The sequence below is a fragment of the Nonomuraea sp. NPDC050451 genome (assembly GCF_044458585.1).
On the sequence record NZ_JBITHZ010000077.1, the window covers coordinates 1 to 19,975 of the forward strand.

Genomic DNA, 19,975 nt, shown 5'->3' on the forward strand with positions numbered 1-19,975 from the left:
AAATCGCCTACGCCCGGTCGCTGGGCAAGCCCGTGCGGTTCACGCACCCCGAAGTCGACCCCGACGCCTGACCGCCCACCCCCACACCCTCCGCAGGCACCCCTTGGAATTGATCATCTAGGGCGTTCCGGGAGGGACGGATTCCGCGGTATCGCGCCGCGCCACGAACACGAACTCCCTGCCCGGCCGGTCGGGTGCGTCGCGTACGTCCTCGACGACGAAGCCGTGCTCGTGCAAGTCCCGCTCGATCTCCGTACGTTCGCGGAAGCGAAGTGTCGATTCCGAGGTCAGTACGTCCCCGTCCGCAGCGAACACATGCGTACCCCGGAAGCTCACCAGCGGCAGGCTCACGTCTGTCAGCTCGGCCCAGGTCTCGACGTGGCCGACGCCCGGGATGTCCGTCATGCGGTACGTGGTCTCGCGCGTCCACTCCGCCCACTCCTCCCACACGCGCCGCGCCGGATCGCGCGTCTCGAAGACAAGCCGCCCGCCGGGCCGCAGCGCCTCGTACGCGCCGCGCAGCGTCGTGCGCCATGCCTGCGGATCGGCGATCGCCTGGGCGACGTTCCCGGTCATCGTCACCAGGTCGATCTGCATGGGCGGCAGGTCCCCCGCGTCGCCGTCGAGCCAGTGCACCCGCTCCGCGCCCGGCTTGCCACGCGCGACGTCGACGGACGCCCGCGCGGGATCGATCCCGGTGACCGTAATCCCGCGCTCGGCGAGCAGCAGCGCGAACACGCCCGTACCGCACCCGATGTCCAGCACGGACCGCGCGCCGAACTCCTCCGCCATCGCGAGATACGCGTCGAGATCGCTGCGGTCCGGATCGAGTGGGTCGTAGATGGCGGCGAGGCGCGGATGCCCGAAAGCTGCGTCAACCATGGAGGCGAACGTATGTGGCCCCGAGCCCGCGCGGCCACTGCTTTTTCGGGTTACGGCGCCAAGCGGGCGCGGCGAAGTGCGCCGCTGATCCCGGCGCCCCTGTCGGCCGTACCGAAGCGAACCTCGGCCAGGCCGCTTTGGAGTTGTCTTCAATGTCACGCCCACATCAGGAGCGAGGCGAGGGTGATGGCCGCTTGGTAGGACTCGGCGGTCTTGTCGTAGCGGGTCGCGCGGGAGCTGTAGCCCTTGTCGCCCAGCACATGAGCGGGCCGCAGCCGGGGCCGTCCCGGCCCGAGGCAGGGCACTTCGGATCGCCTCCATCGCGGCGGTGAACTGCGTGCAGTCGTTCGTGTTGCCGCCCGTGAGCTCGAAGCCGAGCGGGCACCCCAGGGCATCGCAGGCCAGGTGGATCTTGCTGGTCAGGCCGCCCCGGGAGCGTCCGAGTGCGTGGATGCGGAGCCCTTTTTTCGGGCTCCGACGGCATGCTGGTGGGCGCGTACGACGGTGGAGTCGACCGACACCAGCCAGTCGATCTCGCCCGCCGCGTCCGCCCGGGCCTGGGCGGCCCGGAGCATCCGCTCGAAGGTGCCGTCCAGGGCACACCGGCGAAAGCGGGTGTGCGGCGTGCGCCAGGAGCCGTACCGCTCCGGCACGTCCCGCCAGGCCGTGCCCGTCCGGAACTTCCACCTTGAGCACGGTTCGGTCGTCCAGCCGCTTCCGTCCGCGCGAGGACTGGGGCAGCAACGGACGGAGGAACTCCCACTCCGCATCGGACAGTTCATGGCGACGTATCACCCGACCACGATCCACTACTCAAGATCAATTGAAGACACGCTTTAGGCAACGGAGCGTCAAGTAGACGTTGGATGTGGGTGATCCCGTCCCAGGAGGGGGTAGCGGCAAACCTCATGACGGAAATTTTGGATAAGACCGAACGCACCTACGAAGGCGATCATGACCGGCCGCTCGGCAAGTACGTCGGCATCCTCGGCGCGTACGGCGGCACGGTCGCCGTGGCCGCCGCCGTCGCCGCGCTGGCCGGGCGGCGCGTTCCCAACCGCATCGGCGTGATGGACCTGCTGCTCATGGCGGTCTGCACGCACAAAGTGTCACGGCTGCTCGCCAAGGACCCCGTCGCCAGTCCCATCCGCGCGCCCTTCACCCGGTACGAGGGTGAGAGCGGGCCTTCGGAGGTGCAGGAGGCGCCGCGCGGTGCGGTGGGCGAGCTGATCGCCTGCCCGTTCTGCCTGGCCCAGTGGGTGGCCACCGGGTACGCCGCCGGACTGGTGCTCGCGCCCAAGGCCACCAGGCTCGTGGGCGCGACCATGACCGCGGTGGCGATCTCCGACTGGCTGCAGCTCGCCTACACCAAACTGATCAAGTCGGCGGAGGCGTCCTAGCGGACCCTGGGCCGGACCTGGCGCTCGTAGAAGTCGAAGAACGCGTCCTGGCCTCCACGTACTGCCTGATCGCCTGGGCGCGCACCTCGGGGACGGGGCCGACCGGGCTGCCGTTCACCGCCTCGTCCTCAGTGACCATCGCCGCGAGTTGCTCGAAGTGCTCCGGCAGCGGCAGGAACTGCGACGCCTCGCCTTTGATGCCCTGTGTGGGCCGTAGCCGGTGGACGATCTTGCGCGCCCACGACTCGTCGGCGGCGAAGCAGGCCTTGAGCGCGCGGGCGAGACGCTCTCAGCGCATCGTCTGAACCGTGCACACGGGTGAAAATCGACGGACCCCAGACTGATCGTGGGTCCACACGGTTTGCCAAGTCATGGCAAACCGAATCGCCAGCACATTTGCTGGGCGGCGCGGCGCACCCGCTGTCTCGGTCCAGCGCGAGCAAGTCGTACACGGTCACCGGCAGGTGGAACGTCACCTCGAACAGGGTGTTCGGGCCGAGGCGCGCCCCCGCAGCTCGGCAAGGGACCCCTGCGGCTCGCCGCGCGAGTCGTATTCCAACCCGGACGTCGCAGGGTGGGAGCCGCCGCTCAACGAGGACGACCAGTCGCGGTGGGATTCCTGGACACCGCCACCTTCACTCAGCGGGTGGCAGGTCCGCCGGAGAGCGAGCTGGGCGCGTTGACGTGCGCGCCCTCGTCCACGCCGACGCCGAGGCGATCCACCAGTTCACCGCCCAGCCAGCCGGTCACCGCACCCAGGAGCACCCCGGCGAAGCTCAGGATCAGGGCCGGGACCGTGGGAACCCAGTCGGTGGTGGTTCGCAGCAGCCAGCTGCCGGCGAAGAGCAGGAGCACGACCACATTGCCGATCCCATGGATGGCGCCGACCCGTTTGGCCCTGCTCCGTGCTGGAATGGCCACCCAGTCGATGAGGCCGAACACCCCAGCGACGAGGCCGCCGACGATCCCCGCAGCGATGGCATAGGCGGCGGCGATCGGGAAGCCGGATCCGCCCGTGATCAGGTGGAGGATGTCGAAGATCGCTGCTGTGACCAGCAGTCCTAGTGGAAAGACGATGAGCATGGGGTGCACCGGGTGTCCCAATGCCTTGGCCTTGCTGTCCATGACGCTCCTTGATAGGCCGGACAGGCATGCAGGCAGCTACCCGGGCACGATCCCGTCATACCTTCGCGGGCCGCGCGGCACCGGCTGACAGCCAAAATTCCTTGTGGCGGCTGAACGGAGCCGCGCCAGCCCGTGGCGCGCTCGTCCGTGTCGACAGCCGTTGACCGCGAGTGGCGCGCTCACCGGCGACATGCGCGCCGTACGCCATGCTGTACGCGCTCGTGGCCAACACCACGGAACGGACCGTGTCTTCTTAAAGGGCGCGATGACTGGATTAGTGCAACGGCTGGTCGCAGATGGTTTACGGCCGGGAGAAGGCCTACGTGGAGCGGGCGCTGAACGTGTTCGAGCACGATCATCTGGGGATCCGGGTGGTGCGGTTGCGCCCGGGCTTCGTCTTCAAGCGTGAGGCCTCCACCGAGCAGCGGCGGCTGTTCGCCGGTCCTTTACTGCCTCATCCGCTGGTGCGTCCCGGTCTCGTGCCCTTTGTTCCGGACACGCCAGGGCTTCGCTTCCAGGCGTCGCACGCCGGCGACGTCGGGGAGGCCTACCCGGCTCGCGGTCACCAAACCGGTCTCGGGCCCGTTCAACATCGTCGCCGATCCGGTGATCGAGCCACGCTTGCCGGCCGATCTGCTGGGTGCGCGTCTCGTGCCGGCGCCGGGATGGCCGCTGCACGCCGTCGCCTGGCACATGCGCCTGGTGCCCGCCTCACCGCATCTTCTCGACATGCTGCTCCACTTGCCGATCACGGACACCACCCGCGCCGCCGCCGACCTGGACACGCCGCCGTTGTCATCTCGCACCAGCGGACCGGGCAGGATCGGGAGTTCCTGACTGGAATGGGGCGGTGACCCTGATCAGGCGTTTGGCGCGAGCGGAGCCGGTGATGGCCGTACCGTTCCAGGTCGATGTCGGCGGCGCTCAGTCGGCGCCACGACCGTCGCGCAGCCTGGGCCTCGATCGCGGCTTCAAGTCGCCGATGCCCCGAACGAGGAGCTGCTGATCAAAGCGAGCACATCACCCCCGGCCATCCGGCGCAACCACGTCAAGCCGCTCGGGCGCCTTGCGCCGGTTCATCAACCGCAGGAGTGGAAGCGCTGGTGGTGCATGTCTCCCCGCCGGTGGCGGAGTGCGGTCATGTCGTCCGGCACTTCCTCCACGGATATCTCCGCTCCGAACTCCACGAGCGGCGGCTTGAGATGACATACCGGCGTCCACACCATTGCCCGGAGGGTGGCTCCCACTCCGGCAGGTCTGGACGCCGGCGATGACGTGATCCGGTAGCACCCCTGCCCTCCGGCTCTGTCCCTGTACCAACCACCGCATCGAGCTGGATGGAACGCCACCGTCGGCGTGGCTGTTCACTGGCGCGGACGCGTCCTGTCGGTGATCGGTGCGTGACGTTACGAAACCGCGCCGTGGTGGGGACCCGCGGCGTCACCGGGGCAGGTGAAGGAGGTGTGCCGTCATGATGGTGAAAGGGAGATCATGAGCGAGGGATATGACCGGGTCGCGGTCGTCACCGGAGCGAACTCCGGGATCGGCAAGGCCACCGCTGTGGCGCTGGCCGAGCAGGGCTTCGACGTCGGTATCACCTTCCACACCGACCGGAACAGCGCAGATGAGGTCGCGGAGCTGGTGACGGGGTTGGGCAGGGAGGCGGCGGTACGGCAGCACGATCTGGCGGACCCGGAGCGGGCGGCACACGTCGTGGATGAGCTGGCCGAGGAGCTGGGCGGCCTGGGTGTGCTGGTCAACAATGCGGGCACTGGCAGCTCCGAGCCGCTGCTGGACATGGACTACCAGCGCTGGCGCTCTGTCCTCGCGGTCGATCTCGATGGGGCGTTCCTCTGCGCGCAACGGGCCGCCAGGCGCATGGTCGACGCAGGCCGGGGCGGCCGGATCATCAACGTCACCAGCGTGCACGAGGAGCTCCCGAAGGTGGGGGCGGGGCCGTACTGCGCGGCCAAGGGCGGGTTGCGGATGCTCAGCCGGGTTCTGGCACTGGAGCTGGCCGAGTACGGCATTACCGTCAACACCGTGGCGCCCGGCGAGATCGCCACGCCGATGACAGGACAGGAAGACCGGCCGCCGCAGATCGGCAGCAGGCCGGGGTATCCGATCGCCAGGGCCGGCGACGCTCGCGAGGTCGCCGCCGCGCTGGCGTTCCTGGCCGGTCCCGCCGCCTCCTACATCACCGGAGCGACGTTGTTCGTCGACGGCGGTCTCGGGTTGATGGGGCCGCAGGCCGGCGGGGCGCTCGGCACAGGCGACTGGCGCCACGGGTAGACCGCCGGCGTTCCTGCCGCCAGATCCGGCACGTAGTCCACCGCGCGTTCGGCCTGGGCGTACGTGGTGTACAAGGCCTCCACCGTGAGCGTCAGTTACCACGTCGGTGGGCCAAGGAGCCTCCAGCCGATGTGGACCTCCGCGCCCTGCGACGGCCAGGTCCATCGCGTTGCTGATCGCCACCGATACCGAGCTCGTGCGCGCTGTCCTCGACATTGTCGAAGGTCCGATCCGGCAAGGACCGTAGGGCGGACAGCACTCCCTCAGGGGCGGAACCGCCGTCCCCCGGAATCCACGACATCCCGTGAGGGGAGCGAGCGGGTGACACGAATGCCCTTCCTCCTCATGACCGCGCTTCGTTCCGCCCGAAAAGGCAGGGCAGCCAGCCGCCATGATGCGCAACGTCGTTTACGGCACTGTGGCCACCGCTGCGATGAGCTTCGTGATGGTCGCAGGACAGCGCGCCGGCCTGATGGCGGACCAGCCGACGAAGCGCATCGCGCGCGTCGCTCTCCCTGGTCACAAACACCGCCGCAAACCGGGGGCGGGCCCTGGGAGCGATCGCCCATGTGGGCTTCGGCTGCGCCTCCTGCGGCCTGTTCGGCATCATGACTCGAGGCCGGCATGCCCCCATCTCGCCCGGCATCGCGTACGGGATGGCCATCTGGATCGGCTGGATGCCACGTCTGGACATGCTTCCGCCGATCTCCCGTGACCAGCCCGGCCGTCAATCCGCCACGCCCGCGCAGACGCGGCCATGGGCGACCATGAGGCCACGGGCAGCCGCGGAGGCATGAAAGCCAGATCGGCCACGACGAGAAACGGCTCAGGCACGTTGATGCTTCTCCCGCCCCTGCGGCGGCAGGCAAGAGCGCGTACTCTCCGACGGCGTCTGCTCCTGCTTGGGGCCACCGTGGCCGGACGTGATGGCGGGGCTGGGGAAGCGGCACGAGGTGCGCATCACCAGGGCTCCGGGCGGGCGGGGCAGCGAGATCGCGGTCCGGGCCGCCGACGGCAAGACACACGCTGCTGTCGGTCGCTGGACCGGCTGCACCCCCTCCGTGTGCCGGGCGCCGACCGCGTCGTCCAGCTCGCCGGCATTGTCGGCATTGTCGGCGAGGGCGCAGTCCAGGCCAAGGCCAACCGGGTGCTGAGCCATCCCGCCGAGCCGATCTACGTTCAGGCTCCCGGCCTGGTCTCCACGGCAGAGATCCGCGAGAGCCTGGTCACCGACGCGGCCATGCAGGCGGTGGCCGCGAAATGGGGGAGCCTCACCGACTCGCCGCCCACGCAGCCGCGGCCTCTGGCACTGGTCGGTATCGGCAGCGCGCAACCCTCGCCGCTGCTGCGCGACAGCGGCCACGCGATCGCCCCCACCGACCGGGACCGCCTGCTCGCCGCGCACGCCGTCGGCGATGTCTGCCAACGCTTCTTCGACGCCTCCGGCCGCCTCATCCACAGCGACCTGAACGATTGCGTCATCGGCATCGACCCGGACGTCTTCCGGACCATTCCACGCCGGCTCGCCATGGCGGGTGGCGCGCGCAAGAACGCGGCCATCCGGGCGACGATCAGTGCCGGCGGGCGAACGTCCTCATCACCGACGTCACCCAGGCCCTGCCTACTTGATCGCGCCCGCGCCGATGCCCTTCACGATGTGACGCTGCGCCATCAGATAGAAGATCACAACCGGCACGATCGAGATGGTGGTGGCAGCCAGGAGGATCTGCTGCTGTGGCGTCTCGGCGGAGGTGAAGGCGGTCAGACCGCGCTGGATCGGCATGAGGGAGTTGTCCTCGAACAGGACGAGCGCCATGAGGTACTCGTTCCACGCCCCCAGCCCCTGAATGACGGCCACGGCAGCGAGGCCGGGCCGTGCCAGCGGGAGGATCACGTTCCAGAAGATGCGCAGCGGACCGGCGCCGTCCAGCGCGGCCGCCTCCTCCAGGGCGCGGGGCTGGCTGACGAAGAAGCTGCGCATGATGAGCGTCGACATCGGGATGCCCGATGTGATCAGGATCAGCACGTAGCCCACGGGATTGTTCGTCAGGCCGAGTGAGATGAGCAGCTTGTACTGCGCGAGGAACATGGCGGGCGCGGGGATGATCATCACGGCGAGGATGACGAACGTGAACACGCCCTTGCCGGCGAAGTCGAGTCGCGCGAGCGCGTACCCGGCGAGGCTGGACACCAGCAGGATGCCGAAGACGGCGGATCCCGTGTAGATCACGCTGTTGCGCAGGTAGATGCCGAGTTCCCCCTGGACCCAGGCGGTCACGTAGTTGCCCCACTGCGGGTCGGCGGGCAGGAAGCTCTTGTTCGAGAGCAGCTCCGTGAGGCCTTGCAGAGATCCGGACAACATCCACAGCAGGGGGAACAGCGCGATCAGGGCGGCGACGCCCAGCAGTCCGTACAGGCCGACCTTGTCGAGCCGTACCGCCCGTCGAGGGCCTCCGGCCGCGCCGGCCGGTCCTGGAGCGACGGACATCGCGTCGGCCCTTTCTGTCATCCGGCTGCTCATACGCGGGACCTCCGCCTGGTGATCGCTAGCTGGACCACGGACAGCAGCACGAGTGCGCCGCCGAAGATGACCGACATGGCGGCGGCACTGCCGTAGCGCCAGTTGACGAACGCCTCGTTGTAGATCGCGAGGGTCGGCACCATCGTGTGATGGCCAGGCCCGCCGTTGGTCAGCACCTGCACGGTCCCGAAGATCTGGAGCGCGGCGAGCAGCGTGAGAAGACTGACGATCGACGTGACCGGGGCCAGTTGCGGCCAGGTGATGTACCGGAACTTCGACCAGCGGTTCGCACCGTCGAGCTCGGCGGCCTCGTACAGTTCCTTGGGCACGTCTTGCAGCCCAGCGAGGAAGAGCAGGAAGCCGAACCCCCAGTGGAACCACACGAACACCGCAGCCACGACGGGCAGTGCGACGGCCGGGTCGCCCAGCCAGTTCTGCTGGAGCGTGTCCAGCCCCACCAGGCCGAGCAGCCGGTTGAGGATGCCGGACCCAGGGGCCAGGATGAACGAGAACAGCAGACCGACGACGACCACCGACAACACGCCCGGCAGGTAGAAGACGGTGCGGAAGAACGTCTTGCCGCGAGTGACGCTGTTGACGGCCAGCGCCATGACCAGGGCGACTCCGTTGCCGACGACGAAACCGACGACCCCGAAGAAGAGGACGTTGCCCATGGATGCCCAGAAGATCGGGTCGGAGGCGACGAAGTCGTAGTTGTCCAGCCCCACCCATGGGGTGTCGGGGCTGACGCCGTCCCAGGACTGGAAGCTCAACAGGATGGCCTGCGCGAACGGCGTGATCGTGAAGATCCCGATGAGCGCGATGGCCGGAGCCAGGAACAACCAGCCGATCAGGTTGCGCCTCCCGCGCGGCGCCCGAGATGGGCGCCGCGCGGGAACCGCCACGTGCTGCGTCGTCATGACGTGCGATCCTGCGCCGCCTGGATGGTGGTGAGTGCTTCGTCCACCGTCGTCTCGCCCAGCACCAGGCGCTGAGACTCCGCTCTGATCGCGGTGATCACGTCAGGCGTGAAGGTCGTCGACATGATCTGCATGTTCTTCACGCCGGCGGCGAAGCCCGCGAGCTGGGTGGGGATATCCGCGCTGGCGAGGAGTTCCGGGTTGCTGGGGAGGATGCGGGCGGTCTTGGCGAACACCGCCTGCTGTTCGGGCTCGGTCAGCCACTTCACGAACGCGAGCGCCTCCTTGGGATGGTCGCCCCTCGGGTTGATCACCGCGCCCTTCCCGGGGATACCCGGCGAGCGTGGGTCGTGGACGCTTCCGGGAGCCTTGGGAAGCCCGATGGAGAAGTACTCCTCGAATTCCGGGTTCGTCCTCAGGCCGACCGAGACGCCGGGGGCGGCGTCGTAGATGGCGCCCATCGACTTGGTGAAGAAGGACGACTCCACGTTCGGGTGGTCGTCCTGGCCACCGGGGATGGAGTCGTTGGCGAGGACGCCGGCCTTTTTCAGGTCGACCAGGAATTGGAAGGCGTTGCGCCAGCCGTCCTGTTTCCAGCTCGATTTCCCGTTGAGAGTCGCTTCGATGTCGGCGTCCGTCAGCCAGTTCGAGGCGAGGGACTGGATGATGCTCGGCGTCTGCGAGGCCGCGATGGAGAATTTCGCTCCCCTCGCGGCGAGCGCATCGATGAACTCGGCCGTCGTCGCGGGCGGCTTTTTCGCCGACATTCCGGTCAGCGCCGGGTTGATGAGGAAGCCGTACGTCTGCGTCTCCCAGTGCACCGAGTAGATGCCGGGCTTGACCCCGAGGTTGTTGCCTTCCTGGAACGTCGACATCTTGAGCACGGCGGGGCTGAAGTTCTTGCTCCAACCGGCATTCAACTCGGCGGAAAGGTCCATCGCCCAGCCGGCCTTGTAGAACGGCGCCATCTGGGACGCGTCGAATGACGAATAGATGTCGGGCATGGATCTGGACTGCGCCTTCGCCTGAAGCTTGGGCAGGTAGTCGACCGGCCCGGGCGTCTCGACGGTGACCTTGACGCCGGTCTTCTTGGTGTACTGCTGCGCGAGTTGAGTGAGCGCGGCCTCTTGCCCGCGCGACTGGTTCATGAAAGTCAGTCCGACGTCCCCGGTGGCGGATTCGTCGGACGACGAACAGCCTGTCAGGGCGACCGCCCCGACGATCGCCAATGCCCCTGCCGCGATGATGGTGCGGCGACGAGCGCCGCGTGCTGAAAGATTTGTACCCATGGTCCTCACCTTTGGAAGCCTTGGATGGGGAAGCGGCCACTCTTCTGTGCCCGCCCCGGCATTTTGCGGTGGACGCCGTACAATGCCATTGATGTGGTTTCTGTTACTTGCCGCCGACCGTGCCGGCGCTGTCGGCCGATTGCCGGCCGATGATTCTCCTTCCGGGTGCATGGAAGTTATTCGGGTGCGGACAGGACACGGGGACGGGGGAGCGCGCCCAGTCCTTCTGAAGTGATCATCCAACCGTCTGGAGGCTCCGCCCCCTGGTTCACCGCCGTGGCGATGTGCGCCATCGCGGCCAGCAGTCCTCCATTTGCCGGCAGATAAATGGTGAGGAATCCCGGCATTTGCGGATTGTGTCCGTTGGGGAGGAATACGTTTTTGGGCGACGGGAGCAGGAGGGCGTCGATCGCCCGGCCGACGTCGCCGAGACGGGCCGCGGTCATCGCCATGACGGGGTAGTCCCAGCCCCAGCTGGACTGCAGGTCCCAGTGCTCCCATACGGAATCGAGCGTCGCCGACATCGTGGCCGGATCCACGAGGTGCGTGTCCGGAAGCCACCCCAACGCCATGAGCATGGACGGGTGATCCTTCCGGATGAGCAGCGGAGGCGTCGCGATCGCGGCGTACGTTCCGTCGGGCAGCAAGGCGGGCCGGCGCATGTTCCGCGCCACCCGGTCCCACTCCTGGCTCGGTTCGAGACCGAGCTCGGTTCTCCACTCGTTCGCCACGCTGAGCGCCCATGACCAGTACGCCAGCTCGAAGGTCGGATCGGCGTTCGTCGCCCGGTCGGCGAGGTAGCTCTCCTGCGCGGGGATGAGTGGAGGCGGCAGCACGAACGATCCGTCGCGTTCCTCGGCGAAGTCCGCCATGAAGTCGGCGGTCGCCTCGACGAGCGGGTAGTGCTCACGCAGGAACGACTCGTCGCGCCCCTCGCCGCGCAGCAACTCCAGCAGGTAGATCACGTGCGGCTGCTGCCACAGGAGGAAGACGCCGATGTTGCTCGGCGACTCGCGCGCGGACGGATCGGTCTGCTTCGGCCAGCGGGCTCCGCGGTACCCCTGCCGGCGGGCGGTCTCCCTCGCCGCCTCCAGGGCGCCGTGGTACCAGCGCATGCTCCGCTCGAGCAGCTGCCCTCGGCCCCACATCGGGAAATGCGCCGCATGCCACCAGTGCATCTCGAGGTGGAACTTCCCCGACCAGGTGTTGTACGTCAGACCGGACTCCGCAGGAGGCGTGACTCCGGCGCTGTTGACGGCCGTGAGGTACTGCGAGACAACGATGCGCCGTTCGAGTTCCGCAGCGCGCGCGTCGGTGCTGTCGGCGAGGCTGACCGCGGCGCCGGTGCTCCAGTGCTCTGCCCACCATGTCTGCGCGGACTGGCTGACGGCGGAGAAGCCGTCCTTGTCCTGCTGCCCGCGATGACCCGGCGTCAGCGCCACGACGACCTCGAGAACGGTGGCGTCCGTGTGCGCGACGACGGACTCCGCTTCCTCTCGCAGGCTGCCGGTGGTGCGGACGCTGACGCAGTAGGTCAGCGCCTCCACCGTGCGTCGTGCGTTCCAGTGGTACGTCGTCCGCCGGTCCCAGACCGTCTCCTGCGCGAGCGGGAGCTCGAAGGCGGCCAGGTCGTCCGGCTGTTCGTCGAACACCCAGGCGACGCCCCATCCGCGGAGCAGCAGGCCGGACTCGACCCGTACCGCGAAGCGGTGATCCCGTGGGTCGGCGACGGTGGTGACGCGGACGCTCTCGCCGTCGAGCATGTACGCGGCGTGGATCGTTCCCCTCCACAGGTCGAGCTCGGTGCGGACGTCCGTCAGCGCGGCCGGGTCGTCGAGTCCTGTCCCGTCGGGGCGGACCAGAGCGAGGCGGCCGAGGTGAGCGCGGCGGGGGTTGAAGTGGTACCACGCGCCCGCGACGAACTCGTCGGCAATGGGGTCGCCGGCCCGCTGGAGACCCATGCGGTCGAGGTAGGGGACCGGGCCGCGGGAGGTCTCGTACAGGGTGGTCGCGTCCTCGGGCCGGAGCTTCCGGTCGGTGCGTGTCTCGTACCAGCCCCAGGTCGACTGCGTGCGCAGGGGGATCTGGAAGTCGCCGGCGTCGAACGCGCGCGGGCGCTGCTCGGGCAGGCCGGACAGCCCGTCGCGCACGACGCGGTGCGGGTCGGGCACCAGCTCGTGGAAGGAGGGGAACGTCTGCAGCCCGGAGATGTCGACCGTCAGCGCGATATCACCGTTGCCGACCGTGAGGACGTCGGCGGGGTGCGCGGACGTCAGCACGGGGTTGTGCCGTCGCACGAGCCGGCGGCGGTCGATTGCTTGGGGCATCCTCGTCTTTCCTCTTGCTCTTCAGTCTCGGCCGCGGTGGAAGCAGGGACCGAGGTACGACACGCGCGTGCTGATCGAATGGCTAGGTCGCCGGGGGTCCGCCGTCCGGGAGCGCGTTGGCCTTGGCGACACCGCCCAGCCACGCGAGGCTCGGTTTGGGCCGGCGCTCGAACGTCTCCCGATCGACGGCGACGAGGCCGAACGTCGGATCCCAGTGCCCCCACTCGTAGTTGTCGAGCAGGCTCCAATGGATGTAGCCCCGCACGTCCACGCCGTCGTCCATCGCCCCGGACAGCGCGGCGAGCGCGCCGGTGGTGTACGCGACGCGCCGGGAGTCGTCGCCGGTCGCGATGCCGTTCTCGGTGACGACGATCGGGACGTCGGGCAGCACCTCGGCGGTGTGCCGGACGGCGATGCCGAGGGCGTCGGGGCGGTACGCCGTACGCACGAGGGTGTTGTCGGGATGCACGGGGTGCGGTTCGATCCCCTCCGGCCCCACCCACTGCGCCGAGTAGGCCTGCACCCCGATGAAGTCGTCGCCCCGCGCCGCCTCCAGGTAGAGGTCCTCCCAGACGTACTCGAGCCGACGGCGTACCTCCTCCGCCCCGGGACGGGTCTCGAACGCGCGGCTCGCGACCGACCATCCCACCCGGGCGTCCGTGCGCTCCCGCAGCACGTCCCGGGCCGCGTGGTGCGCCTCGACGAGACGGCGTCCGGTCTCCACCGGCGGAGCCGGCTTCACCGGTCGGGGCGTGTCCGCCTCCAGCGTGGGGCTGAGCCACTCCAGGCCCGAGTCGGGATCGAGCGTCGCCTCCGCCTCGCGCACCATGATCGCGAGCATGTTGGGCTCGTTGATCGTGCAGACCCACTCGACGCCGTCGAGGATCGAGGTGGTCGTCTCGACGTAGGCGCGGAAGCGGTCCACGGCCCGTTCTCCGCGCCAGCCGCCCTCCTCGGCGAACCATCTCGGCGAGGTGAAGTGGTGGATCGTGACGAACGGGGTGACGCCCGCGGCGAGACATTCGTCGATCATGCGCCGGTAGTGCGCGAGCGCCGCGCGGGACACTCTTCCCGGGGCCGGTTCGATGCGCGCCCACTCGATGCCGAAGCGGTAGGTGTTCAGGCCTGACTCCGCGACGAGCCGGATGTCCTCGGTGTATCGGTGGTAGCTGTCGAGGGCGTCGCCGCTGCGATCGGCTCCTGGCATGCGCTCCTCCTGCGCCCAGAAGTCGCTGTTGACGTTGTTGCCCTCGACCTGGTGCGGTGCGGTCGCCGCACCCCAGAGGAAGCCGTCGGGGAAGGTGTGCATTCGTCTCTCGATCAGGTGTCGGTGCCGTGGAAATGGCTGGCAGAGGCGGGGGCGGGCCCCGGAATGCGAGTTAACGTAGCCGTTACGCCGCGCGGAGGTCAAGGAAAAACGTGTACCGGTCTACGGCGTCAGTCCTGGCCAATGCGGTAGCTGTGTGGATCTTTCGTTATCCTTCATGGACCGGTCTACATGCGTGGACGATCTCGGCTTGAGAAGGGATGCCCATGGTCGCGCCTGAGCGGCGACGAAGAGTGACCATTTCTGATGTGGCGAAGCACGCCGGGGTCTCCAAGGCGGCGGTCTCCAAGGTCATCCGGAACGACTACGGCGTCAGCGAGGCCATGCGCGACCGCGTCAAGCGGGCCATCGACGAGCTGGGCTATCGCCCCCAGGCCGCCGCGCGGGCGCTGCGCGGGCGGGCGTTCACCATCGGGGTGCTCATGCGGCACATCGGGATCCCGTTCTACGCCGAGATCATGACCGGCCTGGTGGATCAGCTCGCCGAGTCCGGCTATCAGGCGATCATGATCCAGGGCGGCACCCGCGACAAGACCGAGAAACGTGCCATGGACGCTCTGATCGACCGGCAGGTGGACGGCATTCTCATGATCGCGCCACTGGTCGGCCGCACCCAGCTTGAGCAGGTGGCGGCCGAGATCCCCACGGTGGTGCTGGGCCGGCACGACCGGTCGCCGGCGTTCGACTCGATCGTCGACGACGACCGCGTCGGCTCCGAGCTCGTCATGGACCACCTGATCGCACTCGGCCACCGTCGCATCGGGCACATCACCTTCCACCAGGAGCGCGAACGGGCGGCCGACCAGATGCCGCGCATCAGGGCCGAGACCTACGAACGCGTGATGCGTGACCACGGGCTGGCTGGCGAGATCGCCGTCGCCGCGACCTCCTACTCCGAGGAAGGCGGCTACGACGGCGCCCTCGAGCTGCTGAGCCGCTCTCCTCGCCCCACCGCGATCTTCGCCGGCTCCGACGAGGCGGCTCTCGGCGTCCTGGCCGCGCTCCATGAGGCCGGCCTGTCCGTCCCGGGCGACGTCTCCGTGGCCGGCTACGACAACACCAGAGTGGCCGCCCATCCCAACATCTCCCTGACCACCGTCAATCAGGACGGAGTCGTCATGGGCCGCACGGCCGGGCGGCTGCTGCTCGAGCGCATCGAAGGCCGCACGTCGGCGGTGCACTTCTCGGTCATCCCGAGCCTGGTCGTCCGGAACTCCACCGCCCCACCTTGCCCGTAACCCCTCGAAGCCCTCAATGGGGACTGTGATGCGCCAACGCAGAGCGATCATCAATAGCGACGCCAAGAACGAGGCGGATGACCAGTTCGCCATCGTCCACGGGCTGTTGTCACCGACCTTCGACATACGCGGGCTGATCCCGGCCCACTTCGGCACCCGGCGCACGCCGCGCAGCATGGAAGAGTCCCGTGAGGAGATCGACCTCCTGCTGGACCTGCTCGGGCTGACGGACTCCGTCACCGTGGCCAACGGCGCGGCGACGGCGCTGCCCGACGAGCACACCGCCGTGGACTCGCCCGGCGCCCGGCTGATCATCGAGGAGTCGAAGCTCGCGAGCGAGAGGGATCCGCTCTACGTGGCGTTCCTCGGGCCGCTGACCGACATGGCCTCGGCGATCCTGCTGGACCCCGAGCTCGTACGCCGGCCAGTGGTGGTGATCTGGCTCGGGGGCCCCGGCTACCGCGGCTACGACGAAGGGCCGCGAATCGAGTTCAACCTCTCCAACGACGTCCACGCCGCCAACGTGGTGTTCGATTCCGGCATCACGGTCTGGCAGGTGCCCCAGGACGTCTACACCATGGTCTCAGTGAGCTACGCCGAACTGGAGGAGAAGATCGGTGACGCCGGCCCGCTGGGCCGCTACCTGATCAAGCAGTTGCACGAGGTGAACGCCGTCTACCACCCCTGGCCGATCGAGTCCCGCTCGCTGGGCGACTCGCCGGCCATCGCGCTGATGCTCTTTCCCGGAAGTGGAAATCTACGCGTGCGACCTGCTCCCCGCTTCGGCATGGACGGGTCCTACCTGCCCGGCTCGAACCATCCGATCAAGGTCTGCGAGGAGATCGACGTGCGCTTCCTGCTGGAGGACATGTTCGCCAAGATCCGAGCCTTCGGCCGCGAGCACACCGGCAGGTCCTAGCTTCAGGAAACTCTTAACCCCAAGGGAGTTACGTGATCCGCGCATCGTTCAACGACAACTGGCAGTTCCGTCCGAAGGTCAATCCTTTTGCCGAACTGGCCGGGACCGCGGTCCCGTACCAGCCGGTGACGGTGCCGCACGACGCGATGCTCACCCGCGGCCGCGGGGCCACCGCGGACGGCGCCGGGACGGCCTATTTCCCCGGTGGGGCGTACGAGTACCGCAAGACGTTCTTCGCACCCGAGGAGCACCGGGGTAAGCGGATCTTGCTGGAGTTCGAGGGCGTCTACCGGGACGCCACCGTGTTCGTCAACGGCAACTACGCCGGGCAGCGCCCGTACGGATACTCGCGGTTCTTCATCGACGCCGACCGGTTCCTGCGGTTCGGCGAGAACAACGAGATCCGGGTGGAATGCCGCACCCACCAGGACTCGCGCTGGTACTCCGGCGCGGGCATCTACCGAGATGCCTGGCTGCTCGTCGGCGACGTGGTCCGCATAAGCCCGGACGGCGTCCGCGTCACCACCCCGGACATCGACACCGACCGGGCGGTCGTGGAGGTCGCGACCACGATCGAGAACGACTCCATCGACATCCGCACGGTCGAACTGGTCATCGAGATCCGCGATGCCGCGGGAGTCGTCGTCTCGTCCGACACCGTGCCGGTCACGGTACAGCCCCGCGAACCGGCCACCGCTCGCCAGCGCCTCTACGTCCCCGATCCCTCGCTGTGGAGCCCGGACTCGCCGGCCCTGTACACGTGCGCGGTGTCCATGACAGGCGGCGACGCCGTGCAGGTCGCCTTCGGCATCCGGTCATTGCGCCTGGACCCCGAGCACGGGTTGCGGATCAACGGCGAGACGGTCAAGCTGCGTGGCGCCTGCGTGCACCACGACAACGGACCGCTGGGCGCCGCGACCTTCGCCCAAGCGGAGGAGCGGCGCGTACGGCTGCTCAAAGACGCGGGGTTCAACGCAATCCGCATGTCGCACCACCCCATGAGCATCGCGATGCTCGACGCCTGCGACCGCCTCGGCATGCTGGTGGTCGACGAGGCGTTCGACATGTGGACCTGGGGCAAGAACCCGTTCGACTACAGCCTCAACTTCCCCGAATGGTGGGAACGCGATATCGAGGCGATGGTGGCCAAGGACTACAACCATCCCAGCGTCGTCCTCTACTCCCTCGGCAACGAAATCCCCGAAACCGGCTCAGCCACGGGGGGCGTGTGGGGCCGTCGGCTCGCCGAGAAGGTTCGTGCGCTGGACGACACCCGCTTCCTCACCAACGCGATCAACAACCTGCTGGCTCTGCTGCCCGACCTGCGAGCCCAGGGAGGTGAGGACACGGGCATCAACACCCTGATGGCCGACAGCGGATTCGACGTGAACGCCGTCGCCGGCTCCGAACTGGTGACCACCCGCACCGCCGAGTCTTACAGCGTGCTCGACGTGGCCGGGATGAACTACTCCGAAATCCGCTACGCGAGCGACCGCACGCTGTTCCCGAACCGGATCATCCTGGGCACCGAGACCTTCCCGACCCGCATCGACGACAACTGGCGACTGGTCGAGCAGCACAGCCACGTCATCGGCGACTTCACCTGGACCGGCTGGGACTACCTGGGCGAGGTCGGTATCGGCCGGCCGCAGTACTCCACACCGGATACTCCGCAGCCCACGTTCACCGCGCCGTATCCGTACCTGCTGGCCGGCTGCGGCGACATCGACATCACCGGCCACCGACTCCCCGCCTCCTACTACCGGGAGATCGTCTTCGGCCTGCGCGACCAGCCTTACCTCGCGGTCCAGCGGCCGCAGCACCATGGCAAGACCGTCATGAGCAGCCGGTGGGCCTGGAGCGACGCCATCGCCGGCTGGACCTGGCCCGGCCACGAAGCCGCCCCGATCATCGTCGAGGTGTACGGCGCCGCCGACGAGGTCGAACTCCTGCTCAACGGCCGCTCCCTCGGACGCAACCCGGTCGGCGGACAACACCGCTTCCGCACCGAATTCGAGATCACCTACGAACCAGGCGAACTGCTCGCCATCGCCTACCGCGACGGCGTCGAATCCGGCCGCGACATCCTCCGCACCGCGACCGGCCCCGTTGTACTGCAGGCCGCACCCGAGCGGCCGGTCATCACGGCCGACGTCGGCGACCTCGCCTACATCACGTTCACGCTGGTCGATTCGGCAGGGACCGTGCACACCGCGGCCGACCGGCCCGTGCGCGTGGAAGTCTCCGGCGACGGGACGCTGATCGGCTTCGGCAGCGCCGACCCGTCGAGCGAGGAACGGTTCGACGCGACCGAGCGCCACACCTACCGGGGCCGCGCGCTCGCCGTGGTGAAGCCGACCGCACCCGGCACCATCCGCTTGACCGCCACCGCCCCAGACTGCAACCCGGTCGAAGTGCTGGTCACGGTGGAAAACCCGGCCCGGTGACCGTGACACACCTGCAAGCGTCGGCAGGCGACATGGCCACCGCATGACCATGTCGGCAGATGCTGCCCTTGGCTCAGACGGGAGGAACTTCTGAGCTTCCAGTGCACCGACGGGGTAGTCACGTTCCCTTCACCGAACTCGGCCCGTTGGGGCTGACCTGGGGTTCGGCGTTCCGGTTGCCGGCAGATGGCAAGGCCTCGGCCGTCGTGGGCGGATCGTGCGGTGATCAGCACGCCGACGACCGGCTGCTGTCTGCGGCCGGTCGTCGGCGGTCGTTCGTGACGCCGGGCACGCTGCTGCGCCGGCACGCCGATCTGGTACGGCGGCGCTGGACCTTCAAGTGCCGCCGCCAAGGGTGGCCTCCCACCCGGGCCGTTCTGGGCACCGGGTCGGGGCCTCCACAGTGTGGCTCATCTTGAAGAAAGCCGGCATCGGCCCCGCGCCGGCCGCCTACGAGACCCACTCCAATGAGCAGGCCACTCCGCTGCGTGCCCTTCCCGACCCGGCCAGGGGCGATGTCAAGGTCATCGACGTGACCGCCTCGGCGGGCTGATCCACGAATACGGCGCAGGTCGCATAGGGCGGCCGAGTTCTTGGCACCCGCACGGTGGACAGCCGTCACCTCGGCCTCGGGAGGGTACTACTGGCACGACCGGCCCGATACGCCACTTTCATCTGGAGGCCAGGACCTCGCCGGTGTAGGTTCTTCGCGGCTGAGCGCCTCTCGTCCTACAGCATCCGCTAACTCCGACGGTAGGATGCATGTGCTGTCTCGGCCGGCTTGAAGCTCCCCGGAGTGACCCTCAGACAACGCTTCCGCTGATTGGCCGGTGGGTGGCGGGCAGGTGTCGCCGCTCGTGACGGCCACGGACCAAGGCTGTGATGATCATGATGGCTCGAACGGATCTGCCGGGCTATGGCGGGGCATTGTGGGAATCGCGGTGAGGGTCGGCGCATGATGCGTTGACCGGCTGGCAAACCGCGGAGTTCACCGCTCTGCCCGGCATGCGGATCGCGGCCTCAACGTGAGCATCCACCCGTAGCATGCCCCCCGGCCCCAGCTGAGCCGATTGAACACGATGCGACCCGGGACCGCGCATGTTTCAGCCTCTGTCAGCGGGAACGAGGGCATGGAGACCCCGTCGGCGCCGCTGGCCGGTTACACGCGCCGCGGTGGCGGGGCCCCATGACCTACGCCAACTTCGAGGGAGGCCGTCATGGGCACGCAGCAGGACATGATCGAAGTCCTGGTCGTAGACCACCGCGAGGTGGAGGAGATGTTCGTCCA

15 protein-coding genes and 2 pseudogenes are annotated in these 19,975 nt (G+C 68.3%); 8 read left to right on the plus strand and 9 right to left on the minus strand.

The annotated features are described in order from the left end of the window. Positions 1 to 117: 117 nt before the first annotated feature. Positions 118 to 882, minus strand: a complete 765-nt coding sequence (locus ACIBI9_RS66655; protein ID WP_397239258.1) for a class I SAM-dependent methyltransferase — start codon at positions 880 to 882, stop codon at positions 118 to 120. Between the two features lie 155 nt (positions 883 to 1,037). Next, positions 1,038 to 1,692, minus strand: a pseudogene (locus tag ACIBI9_RS66660) (IS5 family transposase). Between the two features lie 110 nt (positions 1,693 to 1,802). Between ACIBI9_RS66660 and ACIBI9_RS66665 the strand changes: the two are divergent. After that, complete coding sequence (locus ACIBI9_RS66665; RefSeq protein ID WP_397239260.1) at positions 1,803 to 2,282, plus strand: DUF1360 domain-containing protein; 480 nt, start codon at positions 1,803 to 1,805, stop codon at positions 2,280 to 2,282. A 639-nt stretch (positions 2,283 to 2,921) separates the two neighbouring features. Here the strand turns inward: ACIBI9_RS66665 and ACIBI9_RS66670 are convergent. Beyond that, entirely contained in the window at positions 2,922 to 3,407 is a 486-nt protein-coding gene (locus ACIBI9_RS66670; protein WP_397239262.1) for a DUF2231 domain-containing protein, read from the minus strand. A gap of 606 nt (positions 3,408 to 4,013) precedes the next feature. On the opposite strand from ACIBI9_RS66670, the gene ACIBI9_RS66675 reads away from it, so the two are divergent. Both ACIBI9_RS66675 and ACIBI9_RS66680 read left to right on the plus strand, forming a co-directional pair. Next, positions 4,014 to 4,244 (plus strand): hypothetical protein, encoded by a 231-nt coding sequence (locus ACIBI9_RS66675; protein WP_397239264.1) that lies wholly within the window; start codon positions 4,014 to 4,016, stop codon positions 4,242 to 4,244. A gap of 654 nt (positions 4,245 to 4,898) precedes the next feature. Beyond that, entirely contained in the window at positions 4,899 to 5,699 is an 801-nt protein-coding gene (locus tag ACIBI9_RS66680) for an SDR family oxidoreductase (protein WP_397239266.1), read from the plus strand. A gap of 91 nt (positions 5,700 to 5,790) precedes the next feature. Here the strand turns inward: ACIBI9_RS66680 and ACIBI9_RS66685 are convergent, their stop codons facing one another. Continuing rightward, on the minus strand, positions 5,791 to 6,000 hold the full coding sequence (locus ACIBI9_RS66685; RefSeq protein ID WP_397239268.1) for a DUF2795 domain-containing protein: 210 nt from the start codon (positions 5,998 to 6,000) through the stop codon (positions 5,791 to 5,793). 537 nt (positions 6,001 to 6,537) lie between these two features. Between ACIBI9_RS66685 and ACIBI9_RS66690 the strand changes: the two are divergent. After that, positions 6,538 to 7,218: pseudogene (locus ACIBI9_RS66690) on the plus strand (sugar-binding domain-containing protein); the annotation flags it as partial. A gap of 102 nt (positions 7,219 to 7,320) precedes the next feature. Here ACIBI9_RS66690 and ACIBI9_RS66695 read toward each other — a convergent pair. From ACIBI9_RS66695 to ACIBI9_RS66715, 5 genes are all read right to left on the minus strand, one after another. Continuing rightward, positions 7,321 to 8,208, minus strand: a complete 888-nt coding sequence (locus ACIBI9_RS66695) for a carbohydrate ABC transporter permease (protein WP_397239270.1) — start codon at positions 8,206 to 8,208, stop codon at positions 7,321 to 7,323. A gap of 8 nt (positions 8,209 to 8,216) precedes the next feature. Further along, on the minus strand, positions 8,217 to 9,140 hold the full coding sequence (locus ACIBI9_RS66700; protein WP_397239272.1) for a carbohydrate ABC transporter permease: 924 nt from the start codon (positions 9,138 to 9,140) through the stop codon (positions 8,217 to 8,219). Continuing rightward, a complete protein-coding gene (locus tag ACIBI9_RS66705) occupies positions 9,137 to 10,429 on the minus strand; it encodes an ABC transporter substrate-binding protein (RefSeq protein ID WP_397239274.1) in 1,293 nt (430 codons plus the stop codon). The genes ACIBI9_RS66700 and ACIBI9_RS66705 overlap by 4 nt, the downstream gene beginning before the upstream one ends. A 176-nt stretch (positions 10,430 to 10,605) precedes the next feature. Beyond that, a complete protein-coding gene (locus ACIBI9_RS66710) occupies positions 10,606 to 12,756 on the minus strand; it encodes a hypothetical protein (RefSeq protein WP_397239276.1) in 2,151 nt (716 codons plus the stop codon). A gap of 82 nt (positions 12,757 to 12,838) precedes the next feature. After that, a complete protein-coding gene (locus ACIBI9_RS66715; RefSeq protein WP_397239278.1) occupies positions 12,839 to 14,065 on the minus strand; it encodes a glycoside hydrolase family 1 protein in 1,227 nt (408 codons plus the stop codon). A 266-nt stretch (positions 14,066 to 14,331) separates the two neighbouring features. On the opposite strand from ACIBI9_RS66715, the gene ACIBI9_RS66720 reads away from it, so the two are divergent. The 4 genes from ACIBI9_RS66720 to ACIBI9_RS66735 all read left to right on the plus strand — a co-directional run bounded on the left by ACIBI9_RS66720 (position 14,332) and on the right by ACIBI9_RS66735 (position 19,240). Next, on the plus strand, positions 14,332 to 15,321 hold the full coding sequence (locus tag ACIBI9_RS66720; RefSeq protein WP_397239280.1) for a LacI family DNA-binding transcriptional regulator: 990 nt from the start codon (positions 14,332 to 14,334) through the stop codon (positions 15,319 to 15,321). A gap of 28 nt (positions 15,322 to 15,349) precedes the next feature. Next, positions 15,350 to 16,240, plus strand: a complete 891-nt coding sequence (locus ACIBI9_RS66725) for a nucleoside hydrolase (protein WP_397239282.1) — start codon at positions 15,350 to 15,352, stop codon at positions 16,238 to 16,240. A gap of 32 nt (positions 16,241 to 16,272) precedes the next feature. After that, positions 16,273 to 18,687 carry a glycoside hydrolase family 2 TIM barrel-domain containing protein gene (locus ACIBI9_RS66730; RefSeq protein ID WP_397239284.1) on the plus strand — a complete coding sequence of 805 codons (2,415 nt, stop codon included), beginning with the start codon at positions 16,273 to 16,275 and terminating at the stop codon, positions 18,685 to 18,687. Between the two features lie 415 nt (positions 18,688 to 19,102). After that, positions 19,103 to 19,240 carry a hypothetical protein gene (locus ACIBI9_RS66735; RefSeq protein ID WP_397239286.1) on the plus strand — a complete coding sequence of 46 codons (138 nt, stop codon included), beginning with the start codon at positions 19,103 to 19,105 and terminating at the stop codon, positions 19,238 to 19,240. Positions 19,241 to 19,975 lie beyond the last annotated feature (735 nt).